This is a genomic window from Nocardia sp. NPDC059195 (assembly GCF_042754695.1).
In the GTDB taxonomy this organism is placed as follows: Bacteria; Actinomycetota; Actinomycetes; order Mycobacteriales; family Mycobacteriaceae; genus Nocardia.
In genome coordinates this window covers 18,981-35,833 of the sequence record NZ_JBHZBG010000010.1, presented here as the reverse complement: position 1 = coordinate 35,833, position 16,853 = coordinate 18,981, and the positions used below count along the sequence as shown (strand labels likewise).

At 68.0% G+C, this 16,853-nt stretch carries 19 protein-coding genes; 9 read left to right on the top strand and 10 right to left on the bottom strand.

The window, feature by feature from the left end:
* Position 1 precedes the first annotated feature (1 nt).
* The 3 genes from ACFXKN_RS15040 to ACFXKN_RS15030 form a co-directional block, all read right to left on the bottom strand.
* Positions 2-994 (bottom strand): alpha/beta hydrolase family protein, encoded by a 993-nt coding sequence (locus tag ACFXKN_RS15040; RefSeq protein ID WP_379433155.1) that lies wholly within the window; start codon positions 992-994, stop codon positions 2-4.
* Between the two features lie 147 nt (positions 995-1,141).
* Positions 1,142-2,122 (bottom strand): TAXI family TRAP transporter solute-binding subunit, encoded by a 981-nt coding sequence (locus ACFXKN_RS15035; protein ID WP_379433154.1) that lies wholly within the window; start codon positions 2,120-2,122, stop codon positions 1,142-1,144.
* A gap of 47 nt (positions 2,123-2,169) precedes the next feature.
* Entirely contained in the window at positions 2,170-4,362 is a 2,193-nt protein-coding gene (locus tag ACFXKN_RS15030) for a TRAP transporter permease (RefSeq protein WP_379433153.1), read from the bottom strand.
* Between the two features lie 233 nt (positions 4,363-4,595).
* Here ACFXKN_RS15030 and ACFXKN_RS15025 point away from each other — a divergent pair, with 233 nt between their 5' ends.
* The gene (locus ACFXKN_RS15025; protein ID WP_379433152.1) at positions 4,596-5,774 is read left to right on the top strand and encodes a winged helix DNA-binding domain-containing protein; all 1,179 of its coding nucleotides are present in this window, start codon (positions 4,596-4,598) and stop codon (positions 5,772-5,774) included.
* A 33-nt stretch (positions 5,775-5,807) separates the two neighbouring features.
* Here ACFXKN_RS15025 and ACFXKN_RS15020 read toward each other — a convergent pair whose 3' ends face one another.
* A complete protein-coding gene (locus tag ACFXKN_RS15020; RefSeq protein WP_378957533.1) occupies positions 5,808-6,167 on the bottom strand; it encodes an Rv2640c family ArsR-like transcriptional regulator in 360 nt (119 codons plus the stop codon).
* Positions 6,168-6,266: 99 nt separating this feature from the next.
* On the opposite strand from ACFXKN_RS15020, the gene ACFXKN_RS15015 reads away from it, so the two are divergent.
* From ACFXKN_RS15015 to ACFXKN_RS15000, 4 genes are all read left to right on the top strand, one after another.
* Entirely contained in the window at positions 6,267-6,785 is a 519-nt protein-coding gene (locus ACFXKN_RS15015) for an ArsI/CadI family heavy metal resistance metalloenzyme (RefSeq protein WP_378957459.1), read from the top strand.
* Between the two features lie 70 nt (positions 6,786-6,855).
* Positions 6,856-7,227, top strand: a complete 372-nt coding sequence (locus ACFXKN_RS15010; protein WP_378957460.1) for an ArsR/SmtB family transcription factor — start codon at positions 6,856-6,858, stop codon at positions 7,225-7,227.
* Positions 7,224-8,303, top strand: coding sequence for an ACR3 family arsenite efflux transporter (gene arsB, locus ACFXKN_RS15005; protein WP_378957461.1), 1,080 nt, complete (start codon positions 7,224-7,226; stop codon positions 8,301-8,303). Before ACFXKN_RS15010 ends, arsB begins: the two co-directional genes overlap by 4 nt.
* A gap of 15 nt (positions 8,304-8,318) precedes the next feature.
* Positions 8,319-8,729 carry an arsenate reductase ArsC gene (locus tag ACFXKN_RS15000; RefSeq protein WP_378957462.1) on the top strand — a complete coding sequence of 137 codons (411 nt, stop codon included), beginning with the start codon at positions 8,319-8,321 and terminating at the stop codon, positions 8,727-8,729.
* Positions 8,730-8,800: 71 nt separating this feature from the next.
* On the opposite strand, the gene ACFXKN_RS14995 is transcribed toward ACFXKN_RS15000, so the two are convergent.
* Complete coding sequence (locus ACFXKN_RS14995) at positions 8,801-9,517, bottom strand: NUDIX domain-containing protein (RefSeq protein WP_378957463.1); 717 nt, start codon at positions 9,515-9,517, stop codon at positions 8,801-8,803.
* A gap of 78 nt (positions 9,518-9,595) precedes the next feature.
* Between ACFXKN_RS14995 and nadA the strand changes: the two genes are divergently transcribed.
* From nadA to ACFXKN_RS14975, 4 genes are all read left to right on the top strand, one after another.
* Complete coding sequence (gene nadA, locus ACFXKN_RS14990) at positions 9,596-10,633, top strand: quinolinate synthase NadA (RefSeq protein WP_378957464.1); 1,038 nt, start codon at positions 9,596-9,598, stop codon at positions 10,631-10,633.
* 31 nt (positions 10,634-10,664) lie between these two features.
* The gene (locus tag ACFXKN_RS14985) at positions 10,665-12,278 is read left to right on the top strand and encodes an L-aspartate oxidase (protein ID WP_378957465.1); all 1,614 of its coding nucleotides are present in this window, start codon (positions 10,665-10,667) and stop codon (positions 12,276-12,278) included.
* 115 nt (positions 12,279-12,393) lie between these two features.
* Positions 12,394-13,254, top strand: coding sequence for a carboxylating nicotinate-nucleotide diphosphorylase (nadC, locus tag ACFXKN_RS14980; RefSeq protein ID WP_378957466.1), 861 nt, complete (start codon positions 12,394-12,396; stop codon positions 13,252-13,254).
* Positions 13,255-13,308: 54 nt separating this feature from the next.
* Positions 13,309-13,803 carry a nitroreductase/quinone reductase family protein gene (locus tag ACFXKN_RS14975; protein ID WP_379433151.1) on the top strand — a complete coding sequence of 165 codons (495 nt, stop codon included), beginning with the start codon at positions 13,309-13,311 and terminating at the stop codon, positions 13,801-13,803.
* A gap of 11 nt (positions 13,804-13,814) precedes the next feature.
* Here ACFXKN_RS14975 and ACFXKN_RS14970 read toward each other — a convergent pair whose 3' ends face one another.
* The 5 genes from ACFXKN_RS14970 to ACFXKN_RS14950 all read right to left on the bottom strand — a co-directional run bounded on the left by ACFXKN_RS14970 (position 13,815) and on the right by ACFXKN_RS14950 (position 16,749).
* Entirely contained in the window at positions 13,815-13,982 is a 168-nt protein-coding gene (locus ACFXKN_RS14970; RefSeq protein ID WP_378957468.1) for a hypothetical protein, read from the bottom strand.
* A gap of 97 nt (positions 13,983-14,079) precedes the next feature.
* The gene (locus ACFXKN_RS14965) at positions 14,080-15,219 is read right to left on the bottom strand and encodes an AI-2E family transporter (protein WP_379433150.1); all 1,140 of its coding nucleotides are present in this window, start codon (positions 15,217-15,219) and stop codon (positions 14,080-14,082) included.
* 61 nt (positions 15,220-15,280) lie between these two features.
* Complete coding sequence (locus ACFXKN_RS14960) at positions 15,281-15,814, bottom strand: DUF1353 domain-containing protein (RefSeq protein WP_379433149.1); 534 nt, start codon at positions 15,812-15,814, stop codon at positions 15,281-15,283.
* A gap of 60 nt (positions 15,815-15,874) precedes the next feature.
* On the bottom strand, positions 15,875-16,498 hold the full coding sequence (locus ACFXKN_RS14955) for a DUF2567 domain-containing protein (RefSeq protein WP_379433148.1): 624 nt from the start codon (positions 16,496-16,498) through the stop codon (positions 15,875-15,877).
* 26 nt (positions 16,499-16,524) lie between these two features.
* The gene (locus tag ACFXKN_RS14950) at positions 16,525-16,749 is read right to left on the bottom strand and encodes a hypothetical protein (RefSeq protein ID WP_378957535.1); all 225 of its coding nucleotides are present in this window, start codon (positions 16,747-16,749) and stop codon (positions 16,525-16,527) included.
* Positions 16,750-16,853: the final 104 nt, after the last annotated feature.

Here is a 16,853-nt window from a genome sequence, read left to right as displayed (position 1 = left end):
CTCAGGCCGCGCACTTCGCGCCCGCGGGCGCCGGGGGCGCCGTCACCAGGCCGTGCCCGACATCGACGACATAGTCACTGACCTGCGGCGCGAGCGGCTCGGTCCCCGCGAGCAGCCGCAACACCACGCACCCGCCCTCGAACAGCGCGGGCCCGACCGAGTGATCGCCGGGGACGATCGCGCCGGTGAGGTCGCGCCCGCTGACCACGGTGTAGAAGGAGAACGGTTTGCCCGCCGCGGTCAGCGCCGCGCGCAATTCCACGCTGGTGACGAAGGGCACGACGGCATCGGCGGTGCCGTGGATCAGGAAGGCCCTGCGCATGCTCATCCGGTCGGCGAGCAGCGCGGGCGAGCGTTCGATGTAGGCGAGCGGGCAGATCATCGGCGTACAGCCGCCCGCGTCACGTTCGATCTGGCGCGGCAGTGCCGGATTCACCGACCCACTGGCCGCCCACATGGTGAAATCGTCGGCGGGACCGTAATTGTCGACCCAGTAGTCGAACAGTCCGGGCGGCCCGTGTGCCACCGCGAGCCCGCTGGTGATGCCGCCCTGACTCCATCCCCACAGGACGGTGGACGCGATACCGGGATGCTCGCCGCGATACCACTGCGTCGCCGCCACCAGGTCGTGCCAGCCCGCCCACAGATTCCAGTCACCGGTGCGCCACGGTCCGTCGGCGTCGCGCAGGTCCATGAGCAGAATCGGCGATCCGCCCGTCGCCGCGAGCGAGGTCATGTACGGCGCGAAATCGGCCGACGACCCACCGTGCCCGTGCACGGCGACCACCAACTTCGTCGCCGAGATATCGCCCGGGACACAGTGATACGGCTCGTACACGCGCCCGGTCGCCCGCTCGCCGTCCACCGTGATCGCGACCTGGCGCAGGTCGACACCCGCGGTGCACACCGGTTGCGCACGCGAGCCGGGCCCGACCCCGGCCGGCACGGCGAACAGCAACGCGCACACCGCCACGACGAACCCGACCCGTTTCATGTCGCGATTGTCCCCGCACCATGGGCGGGGGTCCAGCACATCCTCGCGCGTTCCATCGCCCACATGACACGGTCCTCGCAGCCCCTACCGTCGCAGGGGTCGCGAGGACCGTCGGAACCACGTGTCGGCGCGGGTCCGTCCGAGGCGTCAGCGCAGCGCGACCTCCGACCCGCGATGCAGCTGCACCGGCGCCGTTTTGCTCGCGGTGTCGGCGTTGATCCCCTTGGCGGCCGGATTCGCCTGTTCCAGTTGGGGTTTGCGATCCAGCAGCGTCTCGGTGAGCACGCAGGCCAGATTCGCGTCGAGGTCCTCACGCACGACGAGCAGGTTGGGCACCACGATGGTCGGCGCGTCGGCGGTCAGGCCGTAGGTGGCGGCCGGGATCGACCCCGTCTCGTAGACCGGGTTGATCTCCTTCAGTTTCGGCAGCACCCCGGTGATGTCGAGGAAGCGGACCTTGTCCTTGGCGGTGGTGAACAGGTCGGTGATGCCCGGCGTCGGCAGGCCACCGGACCAGAACATGGCGTCGATGGACCCTTCCTTGAGCCCGTCGACGGTCTTGGTCAGGTCGAGGCGCTGCGCGGCGACGTCGCTGTCGGGGTCGAGGCCGGCGGCTTGCAGGACGCGCTGGGCGATCACCTCGGTGCCCGATTTGGGCGAGCCGGTGGAGACCCGTTTGCCGCGCAGGTCGGCGAGGGAGTTGATACCGGCGTCGGTGCGCACGATGACCTGGGTGTAGTTGTCGTAGAGCCGGGCCAGTGCGCGAATCGGCTGCGCGCTGGTGAAGCTGCCCTTGCCCGCGACCGCGTCGGCCGCGGAGTCGGCGAGCGAGAAGCCGACCTGATAGGTGCCGCCGACAACCTGCCCGATGTTCTGCACCGAGGCGCCGGTCTCGGCCGCGGTCGCCTTCACGGTGCCACCGGTGGCGGCGGAGATCTGCTCGGCGTAGGCGTTGCCCAGCGCGAAGTACACGCCGGTGGCGTTGCCGGTGGCGATGCCGATCCTGGTGTCCTGCTTCACTTCACAGGTCACCTCACCACCCGCGTCGGCCGTCGGGGTGTCCTGCCTGCCACCGCAGCCGGTGAGCAACGCGGCGGCCGCGACCACGGCGACAATTGTTCTGACCATGAGGTTCCCTTCCGTCGACGGCCGGGCCGCCTGCCGATTCCCGCGGATCACGGTGTGTCCGTGGATGTTCTGTTCGCCCGTTCGACCAGGCCCGCCACCGCGGCGACGACCAGCAGTCCGAGCCCGATCCCGGTGGCGACCGGATTCGGGTACAGCAGCGTCAGCCCCGCCGCGGCGGCGATCACGCGCGCGATCGGGCCGATCGCGCCGATTCCGAACAACCATCCGCCCGTCGCCGCCGCCAGCGCCGCGACACCGACGCAGGCGGCCGCGCTGACCCAGAGCACGTCGAGCACCGCACCACGGCCGAGCAGATGCTGCCCGGAATCGGTGAGCACGAACATCAGTGGCACCAGGAAGGCGGGCAGCGCGTACCGCAGGGCGTGCCACATCGTCGGCATGGCCTTCGCGCCGGTCACCGCGGCCGCACCGACAGCGGCCAGCGCGGTCGGCGGCGTCACCTCCGAGAGCACCGAGAAGTAGAAGACGAACATGGCGGCGGCGGGGGCGGCGACGTGCAGGTCGAGCAGCGCGGGCCCGATGATCACCCAGCCGATGACGAACGACGCCGTCACCGGCACCGCCAGGCCGAGCAGCGACAACGCGATCGCCGCCAGCACCGCGGTGGTCGCCAGGACGACGGCGGGATCGTCGGACAGGACCGATCCGGCCTTGACCAGTAGCGAGGCCAGTTGCGCACCGAGGCCGGTCTTGGTGGTCATCGCGGTGATCACACCCGCCGCCGCGCATACCGCGACCACCGGTAGCGCCGAGCGCATTCCATACGACAGCGAGCGCAATGCCTCGATCACGAACTGCCCCACGCTCTTTCGCGACCAGCGGGGCCCGTCCGCCTTCGATGCGACGCCACGGTCAGCAATCGTAGTGCCAGTTGACTCCGTAATACCCTGCCCAGCCGACGTTTTCGTGAGGTCGGTACCCACAGGCGAGTGACTCTTACCCTCGTCGGTCGCCGAGGTACTGCGCAGCATCCGGTCCGGGATCGCGAGCAGCAGCGCGAGCGCCGTCGCGTAGACGACCGCGCGCGTCGCGCTCATCCCGACGAGCAGTAGCACGACGATCACGATCAGCGACGAGAAGTGATACCCGAAGCGCCCCAGCAGTTTCCACCATGGCGTCGGCAGCGGACCATCGGCCGGATCCGCGGCCACGCGCCCGTCCGCGTGGAAGCGGCGCGCGTCGATCTCGACCGAGAGCAGGATGCCGAGGTAGTACAGCAACGTCGGGATCAGCGCCCACCCGAGCACCGTCACATACGACACGTCGAGATACTCGGCGACGATGAACGCCGCGACACCCAGCGTCGGCGGCGACAGAATCGCACCGACTCCCGCCGCGGCGAGCATCCCGCCCGCCTGTTCGGGCCGGTAGCCGGCCTTGCGCAGAATCGGCCAGGTCACCGCGCCGGTGCTCACCGCGGTCGCGGTGCCCGACCCCGAGACCGTCCCGAGCAGAAATCCCGACGCCACCGCCGTCCGCCCCGCCGCACTCTTCGAGCGACGGAACAACGACACCGACAGATCCACGAAGAACCTTGCCGCACCGGAGAATTCGAGTACCGCCCCGTAGAGCGTGAACAACACGATGTAACTGGCGGCCACATCGAGCGGGGTGCCGTAGAAGCCGCTGCCGGAGTTGTACAGCGCGTCGACGATCTGATCGATATCGAGCCCCGCGTGCGCGATCGACCAATCCTGCGGCAGCAGACCGCCGTAGTACCCGTACCCGAGGAACACCAGACACACCACCGGCAAGATCACCCCGGTGGTACGCCGACATGCCTCGAGCACGAGGACCAGCAACAACCCACCCATGACGACATCGAGCGGCGCCAGCATCCCCTGCCGGTCGAGAAACGCGTCGTATCCCCCACCCGCGTCACCGATTCCGATCGGCAGCACCGGATACAGACACACCACCAGCGTGATCCCGGCCAGCACCCAGTCGAGCACCGAGGGCCCATCAGCCCGATCGAGTGGACCCCACCACGACCGATAGCTCAGATACACCAGCGGTAGCGCGACCGCCAGGAAAATGACCAGGTAGTACTGACTGCCCTGCGCCAACGGCCGGAACACCTGCCACACCGACAACAGCGCGAGCCCGAGCGCGACAACACCGACCAGCCGACCGGGGAATCCGGAGAGCACCCGCGCGGGCCGCTCCTCATCGTCCACCCCCAGCTCAGCCGCAGTAACAACCGGTGGCGCTGCGCTCATGAGCGGACGATAGCAACGAGATTCACCCCCGGTGACAGAATCGACAACCGCACACTCTGTACAAAATGGACACTACGCACGACCATTCACCCCTGCCGCGCCGGTTGGGCTTACATCGCGAGGCTGCCACGTCTCGGCGGTGGCAGGTAGCTCGCCCTCGCCATCAGCCCAGTCGGCCGGGCTCGCGCCACAAGTGCGCGTGGGTTGTCGGTGCCCGCGCATACCATCCGCTCATGCTCTCGATCGATATCGCGCAGCGTCGCGCCCGCCTGGCGACCAGGCATCGCCTCGCGCCGTCGGCCCGTTCGGACGACCCTGTCGACATCGCGCGTTCGATGGTGGTTCTGCACGCCACCGATCCGGCGACGGTGTTCCTTTCGGTCGGCGCTCGGGGCGTCGACCTCACCCCGGCCGATGTCGAGAAGGCGCTGTACGACGACCGTGCTCTGATTCGCATGCTGGCTATGCGCCGCACGATGTTCGTCGCACCGACCGAGTTGCTACCGGTTCTGCAGGCGTCCACCTGCGATGCGCTGGCCCACAAGCAACGCCGCACCTACGGCCGCTATATCGAACAGGCGGGCGCGGTCGACGGTGATATTTCGGCATGGCTCGCCGATGTCGAAGCCGAGACCCACGCGGCGCTGCTGACCCGCGGCGCGGCGACCGGCGTCCAGCTGAGCAAAGATGTGCCGCGCCTGCGCACCCAGATCGACACCGCCCCTGGCAAGCCCTATTCCAAACCGACCAGCATCACCACCTGGGTGCTGGTGGTGCTCGGCGCCGAGGGTCGCATAGTGCGCGGCCGCCCGAACGGCAGCTGGACCAGCAGCCAGTACACCTGGGCGCCAGTGGAAACCTGGCTACCCGAAGGGTTTTCACCATTGCCCGCCGCACAGGCGCGTGTCGAACTGGTGCGTCAGTGGTTGCGTGCCTTCGGCCCGGCGCCGATCACCGATCTGAAATGGTGGACCGGCTGGACACTGGGCGAAGTCCGAAAAGCCTTGGCGGAACTCGACACAGTCGAAGTGGACCTCGACGGCACCCCCGGCATAGTCCTCGCCGACGACCTCGCCCCCGTCCCCATCCCCGAACCCTGGGCGGCCCTGCTCCCCGCCCTCGATCCCACTCCCATGGGCTGGCAATCCCGAGACTGGTTCCTCGGCCCCCATACGTCCGCCCTCTTCGACACCAACGGCAATATCGGCCCTTCCATCTGGGCCGACGGCCGCATAGTCGGCGGCTGGGCCCAACGCCCCGACGGCGAAGTGGTAACCCGCCTACTGGAAGACGTCGGCACCGACACCGAAAAACTCATCGATGCCGAAATATCCCGCACCGCAACCTGGTTCGGCGAAGTCCGCGCCATCCCCCGCTTCCGCACCCCGTTGCAGCGCGAACTCACCGCCTGAGGAGCGGAGCGCACCTGGCGACAACGCAGACGATCACGTGCAGCAGTTGGGATCCAGCACCGTGCACAACGCGGAGAGTGCGTCGCGGCGGGCGCGGTGGATCGTGTTCATCCCGCGCCGCTCGGAGTCGACCAGACCCGCCTTGCGTAACTGGCCGAGATGATGAGAGACCGTGGACTCGCTCAGACCGACCGCGGCGGCGAGGTCGCCACCGTTCTCCTCGCCGAGCGGACTGGTCAGCAGCAGTGACAGCAATTTGACCCTGGCCGGGTCGGCGATCGCCTTGAGCCGCAACGCCACCTCCAGCGCGGCGGCGTCGTCGACGGGCCCCGCCGCGACGGGGGCGCAGCAGACGGGGGCTGACATGTCGATCATGGGTAGCGCCTTGGGCATGAAATCAACCTTACCCGCGGTATTGACATATGTCGAAAAGGTGAGCAGAATCGGCACCACAAGTTCTTCGATATATGTCACACAAGTGGAGGTTCGATCATGTCTCGTATCCAGCTCGCCCTCAACGTCGACGACCTCGACACCGCCGTGCGGTTCTACTCCACCCTGTTCGCTACCGAACCAGCCAAGCGCAAGCCCGGCTACGCCAACTTCGCGATCGCCGAGCCCCCGCTCAAGCTCGTACTGATCGAGAACGCGGGCCAGGGCGGCTCCATCAACCACCTCGGGGTCGAGGTCGAATCCTCCGAGCAGGTACACGGGGAGATCGCCCGCCTCTCCGACGCGGGCCTGTTCACCGAGGAGCAGATCGCGACCACGTGTTGCTTCGCCACCCAGGACAAGGTGTGGGTGACCGGACCAGGTGCCGAACGGTGGGAGGTCTACACGGTGCTGGCCGACAGCGAAACCTTCGGCACCGCACCCGAACTCGGCCTCACCGACGCCGAATCCGTCGACGTGTGCTGCGGCACCGCCGCCGAAGCCGAGGCCGAGGGCGCCTGCTGCGGTACCGCGGCCAAGACGCAGGCCGTCGATTCCGGCGCGAGCTGCTGCGGCTGACCCTCGTGAGTGAGCGAGTTCACCCGATGTTCGCTTGCCTTCCTGATTAGACATCGATCAATATCGACATATGTCGAATCAGGATCTGCCGCTGAGTGTGGCCTCACCCCCGTGTGAGGCCACACCCCGCACCCGCGCACCGATGACCGGCGAGACCGCCACCGAGCTGGCCGTGCTGTTCAAGGCGCTCGCCGACCCGGTCCGGTTGCGGCTGCTCTCAGCGATCGCGTCCCGCGCCGACGGCGAGGCATGCGTATGCGACCTGTCGACAGGTATCGACGTCACCCAGCCGACCATCTCCCACCACCTGAAGGTGCTGCGTGAAGCCGGTTTGCTGACCAGCGAACGCCGCGCGTCCTGGGTGTACTACCGGGTCGTCCCGCATGCGCTGCGACAGCTCTCGGATGTGCTCGCGACCGAGGCAGGAGCGGTGACCGTATGAGCACCACGACCGACCATCCCGCTGTCGTGGGCAAACTGTCGACGCTCGACCGTTTCCTGCCGGTCTGGATCGGCGTCGCGATGGCAGCCGGACTGCTGCTCGGACGGATGATTCCCGGCCTCGGCGATGCGCTGTCCGCCGTGGAGATCGACGGCATCTCGCTCCCGATCGCGGTCGGGCTGCTGATCATGATGTACCCGGTGCTGGCCAAGGTCCGCTACGACCGCCTCGACTCCGTCACCGGCGACCGCAAGCTCCTGGTCAGCTCCCTGGTGTTGAACTGGGTGCTCGGACCCGCACTGATGTTCGCCCTGGCCTGGCTGTTCCTGCCCGACCTGCCCGAGTACCGGACCGGTCTGATCATCGTCGGTTTGGCTCGCTGCATCGCCATGGTCATCATCTGGAACGACCTGGCCTGCGGCGACCGCGAAGCCGCCGCGGTACTCGTCGCGTTGAACTCGGTGTTCCAGGTCTTCATGTTCGCCGCCCTCGGCTGGTTCTACCTCTCGGTCCTGCCCGGCTGGCTCGGCCTCGAACAAACCACCATCGACGTGTCACCGTGGCAGATCGCGAAATCGGTCCTGATCTTCCTCGGCATTCCCCTGCTGGCGGGGTTCTTGACCCGCCGCCTCGGCGAACGCGCCAAGGGCCGCGAATGGTTCGACGCGAAGTTCCTGCCGGCGATCGGTCCGTGGGCGCTCTACGGGCTGCTGTTCACCATCGTGATCCTGTTCGCCCTGCAAGGCGACCAGATCACCGCCCGCCCGCTCGACGTGGTCCGCATCGCGATCCCGCTGCTGGCCTACTTCGCGATCATGTGGGGCGGCGGCTACGCCATGGGCGCGGCCATCGGCCTCGGCTATGAACGCACCACCACCCTCGCCTTCACCGCCGCGGGCAATAACTTCGAACTCGCCATCGCCGTAGCGATCGCCACCTACGGCGCCACCTCCGGCCAAGCCCTCGCCGGTGTCGTCGGCCCCCTCATCGAGGTCCCCGTCCTCGTCGGGCTGGTCTATGTCTCCCTGGCGCTACGCAAACGGTTCAACAACGTCCCCACTTCGTCTGCCATCTGAAAGGCATTGCCCCACATGACCACCAAGCCCAGCGTGTTATTCGTCTGCGTCCACAACGCCGGACGATCTCAGATGGCCGCCGGATTCCTTGCTCACCTCGCCGGCGACGCCATCGAGGTCCGCTCCGCGGGCAGCGCCCCCGCCGAAACCGTCAACCCGTCCGCGGTCGCGGCGATGGCCGAACTCGGCATCGACATCGCCGACCAGGCCCCGAAGATCCTCACCTACGACGCCGTGGAAACCTCCGACGTCGTCATCACCATGGGCTGCGGCGACACCTGCCCCGTCTTCCCCGGCGTGAGCTACCGCGACTGGGTCCTGGAAGATCCCGCGGGCAAAGGCGTGGAGTCGGTGCGCCCGATCCGCGACGAGATCAAGTCCCGCGTCGAAGCCCTTGTCGCCGAATTGCTGCCGACCCGAGCCTGAAACTCCCATTCGCCCCGGAGCCTCGCAGCCGACCTGCCGGATGCGAGGCCTCGATGGCGAGCGGCTCGCGCTCAGGTCGGTGGGCGTAGCGCGGCGAATTCGTCGGTGACGCGCAGGCCGGAGTCGGTGAAGCGGTAGAGAGCCGCCGGGCGCCCTCCCGCTCGACCGGAGGGCGCGGTGACACCGGTGGGGGTGATCACCTTGCGGCGGGTCAGTACTCGTTGGAGGTTGGTGGTGTCGACGTCGTAGCCGAGTGCGGCGCAATAGATCTCGCGCAGCGTCGACATGGTGAACAGGTCCGGGGCCAGCGCGTAGGCGATGTTGGTATAGGAGAGCTTGGCGGCCAGGCGGGTGCGGGCGTGGTCGACGACGGTGCCGTGGTCGAAGGACATGTCGGGCAGATTCGAGACCGGGTGCCAGGTGGTGTCGGACGGAAGTTCGGGTTCGGTGGCGAGGGGAACCAGGCCGAGGTAGGCCGACGCGATGCGGCGGGGAGCGGGGACTCGGTCGGGGTTGCTGAACACCGACAACTGCTCGAGATGGGCCAGTTCTCGCACGTCGACCTTTTCGGCGAGCTGGCGCCGAGCGGAAGTGTCGAGGTCCTCGTCGTCGCGTAGCCGCCCGCCCGGCAGCGACCAGGTGCCCTTCTGCGGATCGAGCGCGCGTTCCCACAGCAGAACCGCCAGCTCGGGATGCTTGGCACCTCTACCTGCGGAAATACCCGGGGGAAAGCGGCGAACCTGGAACACCGCGGTGAGCGATTCGTGGATGGTGTTACTATGGGGCACGTTTTCGATTATAAGTCGAAAACCTGGTTTGGTGCGAATCGCGGCGATGGAGCCGCTCGCATGATGAAGGGAGCCACCATGGCGACGACGACTGCGCAGCGGACGCTGATGGATTCGGTCTTCGATGGACCCACGGGCTACGCGGGTGTCGAGGCGACGCCGGAATGGGCGCAGGAGGTGCGCCGCCTGGCGCGCGAACGCAATGCGACCATCCTCGCGCACAACTACCAGCTGCCCGAGATCCAGGACGTGGCCGACCACGTCGGCGACTCGCTGGCGCTCTCGCGCATCGCGGCCGAGGCCGAAGAGGGCACCATCGTGTTCTGCGGCGTGCACTTCATGGCCGAGACGGCCAAGATCCTCAGCCCGGCCAAGACGGTGCTCATCCCCGACCAGCGCGCGGGCTGCTCGCTGGCCGACTCGATCTCCGCCGAGGAACTGCGCGCGTGGAAAGCCGAGCACCCCGACGCGATGGTGGTGTCGTATGTGAACACCACCGCCGAGGTGAAGGCGCTCACCGACATCTGCTGCACCTCCTCCAACGCCGTCGACGTGGTCGACTCGATCGACCCCGACCGTGAGGTGCTGTTCCTGCCCGACCAGTTCCTCGGCGCGCACGTCAAGCGCGAGACCGGGCGCGAGAACATGCACATCTGGGCGGGCGAGTGCCACGTGCACGCGGGCATCAACGGCGACGAGCTCACCGAGCAGGCCCGCACCCACCCCGATGCCGAGCTGTTCGTGCACCCGGAGTGCGGTTGCGCCACCTCGGCGCTGTATCTGGCCGGTGAGGGCGCGTTCCCGGCCGAGCGGGTGCACATCCTGTCGACCGGCGGCATGATCGACGCGGCGAAGGCGTCGCGCTCCAACCAGGTGCTGGTGGCGACCGAGATCGGCATGCTGCACCAGCTGCGCAAGGCGGCGCCCGGGATCGACTTCCAGGCGGTCAACGATCGCGCGTCCTGCAAGTACATGAAGATGATCACCCCGGCCGCGTTGCTGCGCTGCCTGGTCGAGGGTGCCGACGAGGTGCAGGTGGACCTGGCGATGGCCGAGGCCGGTCGCGCCTCGGTGCAGCGGATGATCGCCATCGGCAACTCCGGCGGTGGCGAATGACCGCCACCGCGGGGTCGAGCCGGTAACGACCATGACGATTCCGGTTTCCTGGGAAGCCGAGGTCGACCTGGTCGTCATCGGCGGTGGCGTCGCCGGTCTCACCGCGGCGCGCACGGCGTCGTTGCGTGGGCTGCGGGTGCTCATCCTCAGCAAGGGCGGTCCGACCGACACGTCGACCCAGTACGCGCAAGGCGGCATCGCGGTCGTCGCACCGCTCGGTGATTCGGTGGACTCGCACGTGCGTGACACGGTCGAGGCCGGTGCCGGGCTGTGCGAGGTCGACGCGGTGCGTTCGATCGTCGAGGGCGGGCAGGCCGCGGTCGCCGCGCTGACCGACCTCGGTGCGGTATTCGACCTCGGTCGTGACGGACAGATCTCGCGGACCCGCGAGGGCGGGCACAGCACGCGTCGGATCATCCACGCCGGTGGCGACGCTACCGGCGCCGAGGTACAGCGCGCGCTCAATGCGGCCGGGCTGCCGGTGCTGTTCGGTGCCGCCGCGCTGCGTGTGGTGACCGGCCCCGACGGCGTGCGGGGCGTTATCGCGGTGTCGGACAACGGATTCGGCGTCGTGCACACGCCCGCTGTGCTGCTGGCCACCGGCGGGCTCGGGCACCTCTACGCGCTGAGCACCAATCCGCCGGGGGCGACCGGCGACGGTGTGGCGCTGGCATTGTGGGCCGGGGCGGCGGTGGCCGATCTCGAGTTCGTGCAGTTCCATCCGACCGTGCTCTACACGCCGGGCGGGGTGGGCAGGCGGCCGTTGATCAGCGAGGCGGTTCGTGGAGAAGGCGCGATACTCGTCGACTCCCAGGGCAATTCGGTGACCACCGGCGTGCATCCGCGTGGCGACCTGGCGCCGAGGGACGTGGTGTCGCGGGCGATCGCGGAGCGCATGCGGGCGTTGGGCACCGACCATGTCTTCCTCGATGCGCGTGCCGTCGAGGGGTTCGCCCAGCGGTTCCCGACGATCACCGCCTCGTGCCTGGCGGCGGGAATCGACCCTGCGGCGCAACTGATTCCGGTCGCGCCCGCCGCGCACTACCAGTGCGGCGGCGTTCTCACCGATACGCACGGACGGACCGGTGTCGCGGGGCTCTACGCCGCGGGCGAAGTCGCCAGGACCGGGCTGCACGGCGCGAATCGACTGGCCTCCAACAGTTTGCTCGAAGGGCTCGTGGTGGGCGAGCGGGCAGGCGCGGCGGCGGTCGAGCGCGCCGGGGTGCGCGCTCGGGTCGATGAGATCTCGTCGTGGACACTGGAATTCGCCGATCGTTCGGTAGTGCAACAGGCGATGACCGAGCATGCTTCCGTCGTGCGTGACGGCGTCGGACTCACCGAGGCACTGGGTCGAATCGATGCGGCGACTTCGACGGTGCCGATGCTCGACAGTGTCGAGGATTCGGTGACCGCCGCGCCGCACCTACGACGTATCGAGGACGCGGCGCTCACCGTGACGGCGCGGGCGCTGCTGCTCGCGGCGGCAGCCCGTCAGGAGAGTCGCGGCTGCCACACACGCTCGGAGTATCCGGGGACCGTCGACCAACAGCGGCACAGCACCGAAGTCCGCCTCGACGAGCACGGCGGACTGGAGCTATCCACTGCGGCAGTCGCTTTCGAGCCCGTGCCGGCAGGGATGCGGTAACAATCGCCGCCATCCGGTGGCCCGGTTCTGTTGTTCAAGCAATTCCGGCGGAGCGAAGGTCGCCCGCCCGATCGATCGGCGCGGCGCACAGTCGCCCGAGAACAGGAGTGCAGTGATGGCTCTGGACGCCACCCTGGACCGTGACGAGCTGCTCACGCTGATCCGTACCGCTCTCGACGAGGACCTGCGCTACGGGCCCGACGTCACCACGGTCGCCACCGTTGCCGAAGACGCCGTGAGCAAGGCCTCGGTGGTGTCGCGCCAGCACGGCACCGTCGCGGGCATCGACGTCGGGCTGCTCGTGCTCGACGAGGTCCTCGGCGCGGGCGCCTACGAGATCACCGCGCGTGTCCCCGACGGCACCCGGGTGGAGCCGGGCACGTCGGTGCTGAGCATCGTCGCGCCCACCCGCGGCCTGCTCACCGCCGAACGGACCATGCTCAACCTGGTCTGCCACCTGTCCGGTATCGCCTCCGCGACCGCCGCCTGGGTCGACGCCGTCGACGGCACCGAGTGCAAGATCCGCGACAGCCGAAAAACGTTGCCCGGCCTGCGCGCCCTGCAGAAGTACGCGGTCCGCGTCGGCGGTGGCGTCAATCATCGGATGGGGCTCGGCGATGCCGCGCTGATCAAGGACAACCACGTGGTGGCCGCGGGTTCGGTCGTCAACGCCCTGCGCGCGGTCCGCGCATTGGCACCTGATATCGCCTGCGAGGTCGAGGTCGACAGCCTCGAACAACTCGAGGCGGTGCTCGCCGAGAACGTCGAACTGGTGCTGCTGGACAACTTCCCGCTCTGGCAGACGCAGGCCGCCGTCCAGCGCCGCAACACCACAGCGCCCGACACGAAACTCGAGTCCTCCGGTGGGCTTTCGCTCGAACAAGCCGCCGACTACGCGGGCACGGGTGTCGACTACCTCGCTATCGGCGCCCTGACGCACTCCGTGCGCGTGCTCGATCTCGGGCTCGATATGTGAGCGCGAACCGCGCTGACGGCCGAAGTTGTCGGTGCCCGGTGTCACACTGCCTGCATGGACAACAACCCCGTGGACGCGAAAGAGATCACCTCGTACGACGACCCGGACGCACCGTGGAACCGGGAGTACTCGGCCGACGAGATGGCCGGCTGGAACGATGGCGTGGTTCGGGAATTCCGGGAGAACAGCGGGCAGGTCGGCGGCGACTACGCGGGTGCCACGCTGTTGTTGTTGACGACGACGGGCGCCAAAAGCGGTAAACCGCATGTGGTTCCGTTGGGGGCGCTGTATCGCGGCGACGTGATGTATGTGAGCTCGTTCATCGAGGATCGGTATCCGGCCTGGTATCACAACGCCAAGGCTGATCCGCGGGTGACGATCGAGTTGGGTGGGGAGAAGTTCACGGCGATGGCCGACGTTCTCACCGGCGCGCGATACGACGAGTTCGCGGCGTGGGCGCTGGCGGAGAATTCCCTGCTGGCCGAGTATCAGGCCAAGGTCGACAAGCCGTTGCCGCTGGTGGTGCTGACTCGGACGGAACCGGAATAGCCCGGCCCCGTTCAGGAGTCGTGGCGGCGATCGCGATGCTTCGACGAGCGCCGATAGGTGCGTCCGCTGGGTACCGCGGTGGCGGCCGACGAACTGCGCAGGGCATGGCGGCGGCGCCAGGCGACCAGATCGGGTCGCTCGGTGGGCTGCGCAGTGGCCTGCTCGGCTGCGGTTCTCATGTCAAGGTCCTCCCCCGAAAATAACGATGCTGCCAGGATAGGGAGCTGGTACGACCACATTCCACCGGTTTTCCGGTGAACCGATGCACGGCGGTCGCTATTCCCTGTCTCCCACTGCGTCGGCACCGGCGGACCTAACCGGTTCCTGCTGCGGCGCAGCCTTTTTGTCCATCGGTGCACCGATCAACACATCCGCCCACCGCGTCGTCGGGTCGATATCGAGCAGCAGCGCCTTCACCAGCAACGTCAGCGGAATCGCCAGCAGCGCACCGAGCGCACCGAGCACCCACGCCCAGAACACCAGCGACAGGAAGGTGATGGTCACCCCGAGACCGACGGCATCACCGACGAACTTGGGCTGAATGATCGACTGGATCACGAAGTTGATCGCCGAATAGACCACGATCACCCAGATCATCAGCACCGGCCCGCTGTCGAGCAGGGCGAGCAGCGCAGGTGGGATGACACCGACGACGAACCCCACATTCGGGATGTAGTTGGTGATGAACGACAGCAACGCCCACAGGATCGGCAGCGGCACCCCCATCAACCACAGCGCCCCGCCATCGATCACGGCCACGATGGCGCCGAACACCGTGGACACGATGAGGTATTTGCGTGTCCCGGTGACGAAACTGCCCAGTGCCTGCGCGATCGCGGGCCGCTCCCGGGCCACCATCGCCAGCCGACGGTCCATCGTCATCCCGTCGACGGCCATGAACAGCAGCAGCGCCAGCACGAAGAACAGATTCGAGAAGACCCCGAGCACACCACCCAGCACCTGCTCGATCCAACCGGCGGCCTTGCCCACATCGATCCCGCTGAGCGCCTTGTGGATCTGATCGGAGCTCACCCCGAGATCGGACAGCCAGCCGCGCGCGTGGTCGAGCAGGTCGTTGAGTTTGTCGGCGTAGTCGGGCAGCAGCGAGGCCAGCTGCACCGCCGACAGTGCCAGCGCGCCACCGATGCCGAACAGAATCGCGACCACCGCCACCAGCGCCGCGGCCATGCCGAGCCAGGCGGGCCAGCCTTTGCGCCGCGCCCAACTCTGGACCGGTTGTACCGCGATGGTCAGCATGAGGGCGAGGAATACCGGTCCGACGATGCCGGAGAAGGCCTTCAGACCCGCGATGGTGACCACCGCCGCCCCGAGCGAGAGCAGCACGATCAGGCCGCGCGGAATCGACCATTCGGCGGGCGGGGCCGGGGTTGCGGTGTCAGTGCTCGGCTCGGACATGCGCCGAACGGTAGCCACGCGAAGGTGGCGCCACCTCCCCCATTCCGGGTGAGATCCGAGCTCAGGCCGTCTTCATCTGCGGCTTCGGCGGCGGCGCCGCGGTGCGGCGCGTGACCCGGCCCAAGGCCCAGAACCCCAGCTCGACCACCCAGAACACCAGCAGCGCCGCGGTCACCACCAGCACGGGGACCGCGAGAAACACCAGGGAAGGCACCGCGATCAGCAACCAGCCGAGCACATCGACCGCACGCGCCCCGCGTAACCGGCTGCCGAGGCGAACCGCCGCCCACATCATCCAGCGCCGGGGCACTGATACCCCGGCCTCGTGCAGGCTGCGCCGGAATATCCCGTCGGCATCTGCGGGCCCGACTTCGGCTGTGCGGCAGAGATAGTCGTGCAGGATCGCGCCCCTGGTGTAGGCGCCGTAGCGCGGGATCAGCCACACCAGCGCACGCGGCACCGAGGCGAAGTCGGTGCGGAATCCGGCAGGCACCGTGAAGGTTTCGACCGCGCCCTGATAGATGAGCGGTTCGGTGAGCCGCCAGAATTTCGCGTCCAGTTCCTCGACGACCGGACCACCACCGATGAATGCCACGACCGTTCCTCTCGCACCACTACCTGCTGTTATGCAGAAATGGTATCGCGCGGAGGTGGCTCAGCCGCGTGGTTGCGAACTCGGATCGAAATCGCTGCTGGGCCGATACTGTTCGGCACCGTACGGCAGGCGGTAGTCGTCGGACTCGTCACCGAAATCGGCCGGGCGTAGGTCTCCGAGCAGTCCGGCAGCGCCGGAATTGAGATCGACGGCCGGGTGTAATGCGGCGAGGAACAACAGCACAAGGGCAGCGAGGAACGGCTGGATCAGCAGGGCGAGATCGGTCCCGACTTCCGCTGGCAGCGCGACGATCTCGCCGATCGCCGGATCATCGGGACGCGGATGACGCACGCCCGCAACCCATTCCCCGATCCACATCATCAGCGCGGCGCCCAGCCCCGAGGCGAACAGCATGCCGAGCACGAGAGCGGGCCCGCGCGTGATCCGAATCCGCCAGGCACCGGCCGCGCTCACTACCGCGACCACCGCGCCGATGCACAGGAACATCCCGACCGCGTCGAACAGGTGCAGACTCTCGCCGGTGAGCACCGCGGCGCGGCCGGGCTGGGTCACCCGCAACCGCTCGGTCGGTGCGAGCAGACCCCACACCACCCCGGCCACCGCACTCGCCACCAGCACCACCGCGATGACGACGCCGACGCCGATCACCTCGCGACGCAACACCTCCGGACGTTCCCCGCGGCCGAGCACTAGCGGCGTTCCAGCTGTGCCGATTCGATGACACCGTGCCGCGAGCACTTGGCCCACCAGCCATCCGGGCTGATCTGCACGATCATCCGGCGACCACACTGCTCGCAGAATCGCGGCGGTTCCAGACCGAGCGCCGCCGACGCGGGCATCGCGTCGGCGAGCCCGGCCACGATCCGCTTACCCGTGAACGGGTTGTAGCGCTCGCTGTCGAGTCCGGGCGCGATCGACTCACGCTGCACCGGGTTGTCGCGCTCGTCCAATGCTGTTACCGCCTCTGCGAAGTGCGACTCGACGGCCGCGACCTGGGTCGATACTCGATCGTACACAG

Excerpts from the sequence above, each read along its gene's own strand:
- nadA (WP_378957464.1), top strand. The coding sequence starts at position 9,596 with ATGGCGACGACGACTGCGCAGCGGACGCTGATGGATTCGGTCTTCGAT.
- ACFXKN_RS15020 (WP_378957533.1), bottom strand. The coding sequence starts at position 6,167 with ATGCCCAAGGCGCTACCCATGATCGACATGTCAGCCCCCGTCTGCTGC.
- ACFXKN_RS15040 (WP_379433155.1), bottom strand. The coding sequence starts at position 994 with ATGAAACGGGTCGGGTTCGTCGTGGCGGTGTGCGCGTTGCTGTTCGCC.
- arsB (WP_378957461.1), top strand. The coding sequence starts at position 7,224 with ATGAGCACCACGACCGACCATCCCGCTGTCGTGGGCAAACTGTCGACG.
- ACFXKN_RS14975 (WP_379433151.1), top strand. The coding sequence starts at position 13,309 with ATGGACAACAACCCCGTGGACGCGAAAGAGATCACCTCGTACGACGAC.
- ACFXKN_RS15030 (WP_379433153.1), bottom strand. The coding sequence starts at position 4,362 with ATGAGCGCAGCGCCACCGGTTGTTACTGCGGCTGAGCTGGGGGTGGAC.
- ACFXKN_RS15025 (WP_379433152.1), top strand. The coding sequence starts at position 4,596 with ATGCTCTCGATCGATATCGCGCAGCGTCGCGCCCGCCTGGCGACCAGG.
- ACFXKN_RS14985 (WP_378957465.1), top strand. The coding sequence starts at position 10,665 with ATGACGATTCCGGTTTCCTGGGAAGCCGAGGTCGACCTGGTCGTCATC.
- ACFXKN_RS15000 (WP_378957462.1), top strand. The coding sequence starts at position 8,319 with ATGACCACCAAGCCCAGCGTGTTATTCGTCTGCGTCCACAACGCCGGA.
- ACFXKN_RS14970 (WP_378957468.1), bottom strand. The coding sequence starts at position 13,982 with ATGAGAACCGCAGCCGAGCAGGCCACTGCGCAGCCCACCGAGCGACCC.
- ACFXKN_RS15010 (WP_378957460.1), top strand. The coding sequence starts at position 6,856 with ATGTCGAATCAGGATCTGCCGCTGAGTGTGGCCTCACCCCCGTGTGAG.
- ACFXKN_RS15035 (WP_379433154.1), bottom strand. The coding sequence starts at position 2,122 with ATGGTCAGAACAATTGTCGCCGTGGTCGCGGCCGCCGCGTTGCTCACC.
- ACFXKN_RS14965 (WP_379433150.1), bottom strand. The coding sequence starts at position 15,219 with ATGTCCGAGCCGAGCACTGACACCGCAACCCCGGCCCCGCCCGCCGAA.
- nadC (WP_378957466.1), top strand. The coding sequence starts at position 12,394 with ATGGCTCTGGACGCCACCCTGGACCGTGACGAGCTGCTCACGCTGATC.
- ACFXKN_RS15015 (WP_378957459.1), top strand. The coding sequence starts at position 6,267 with ATGTCTCGTATCCAGCTCGCCCTCAACGTCGACGACCTCGACACCGCC.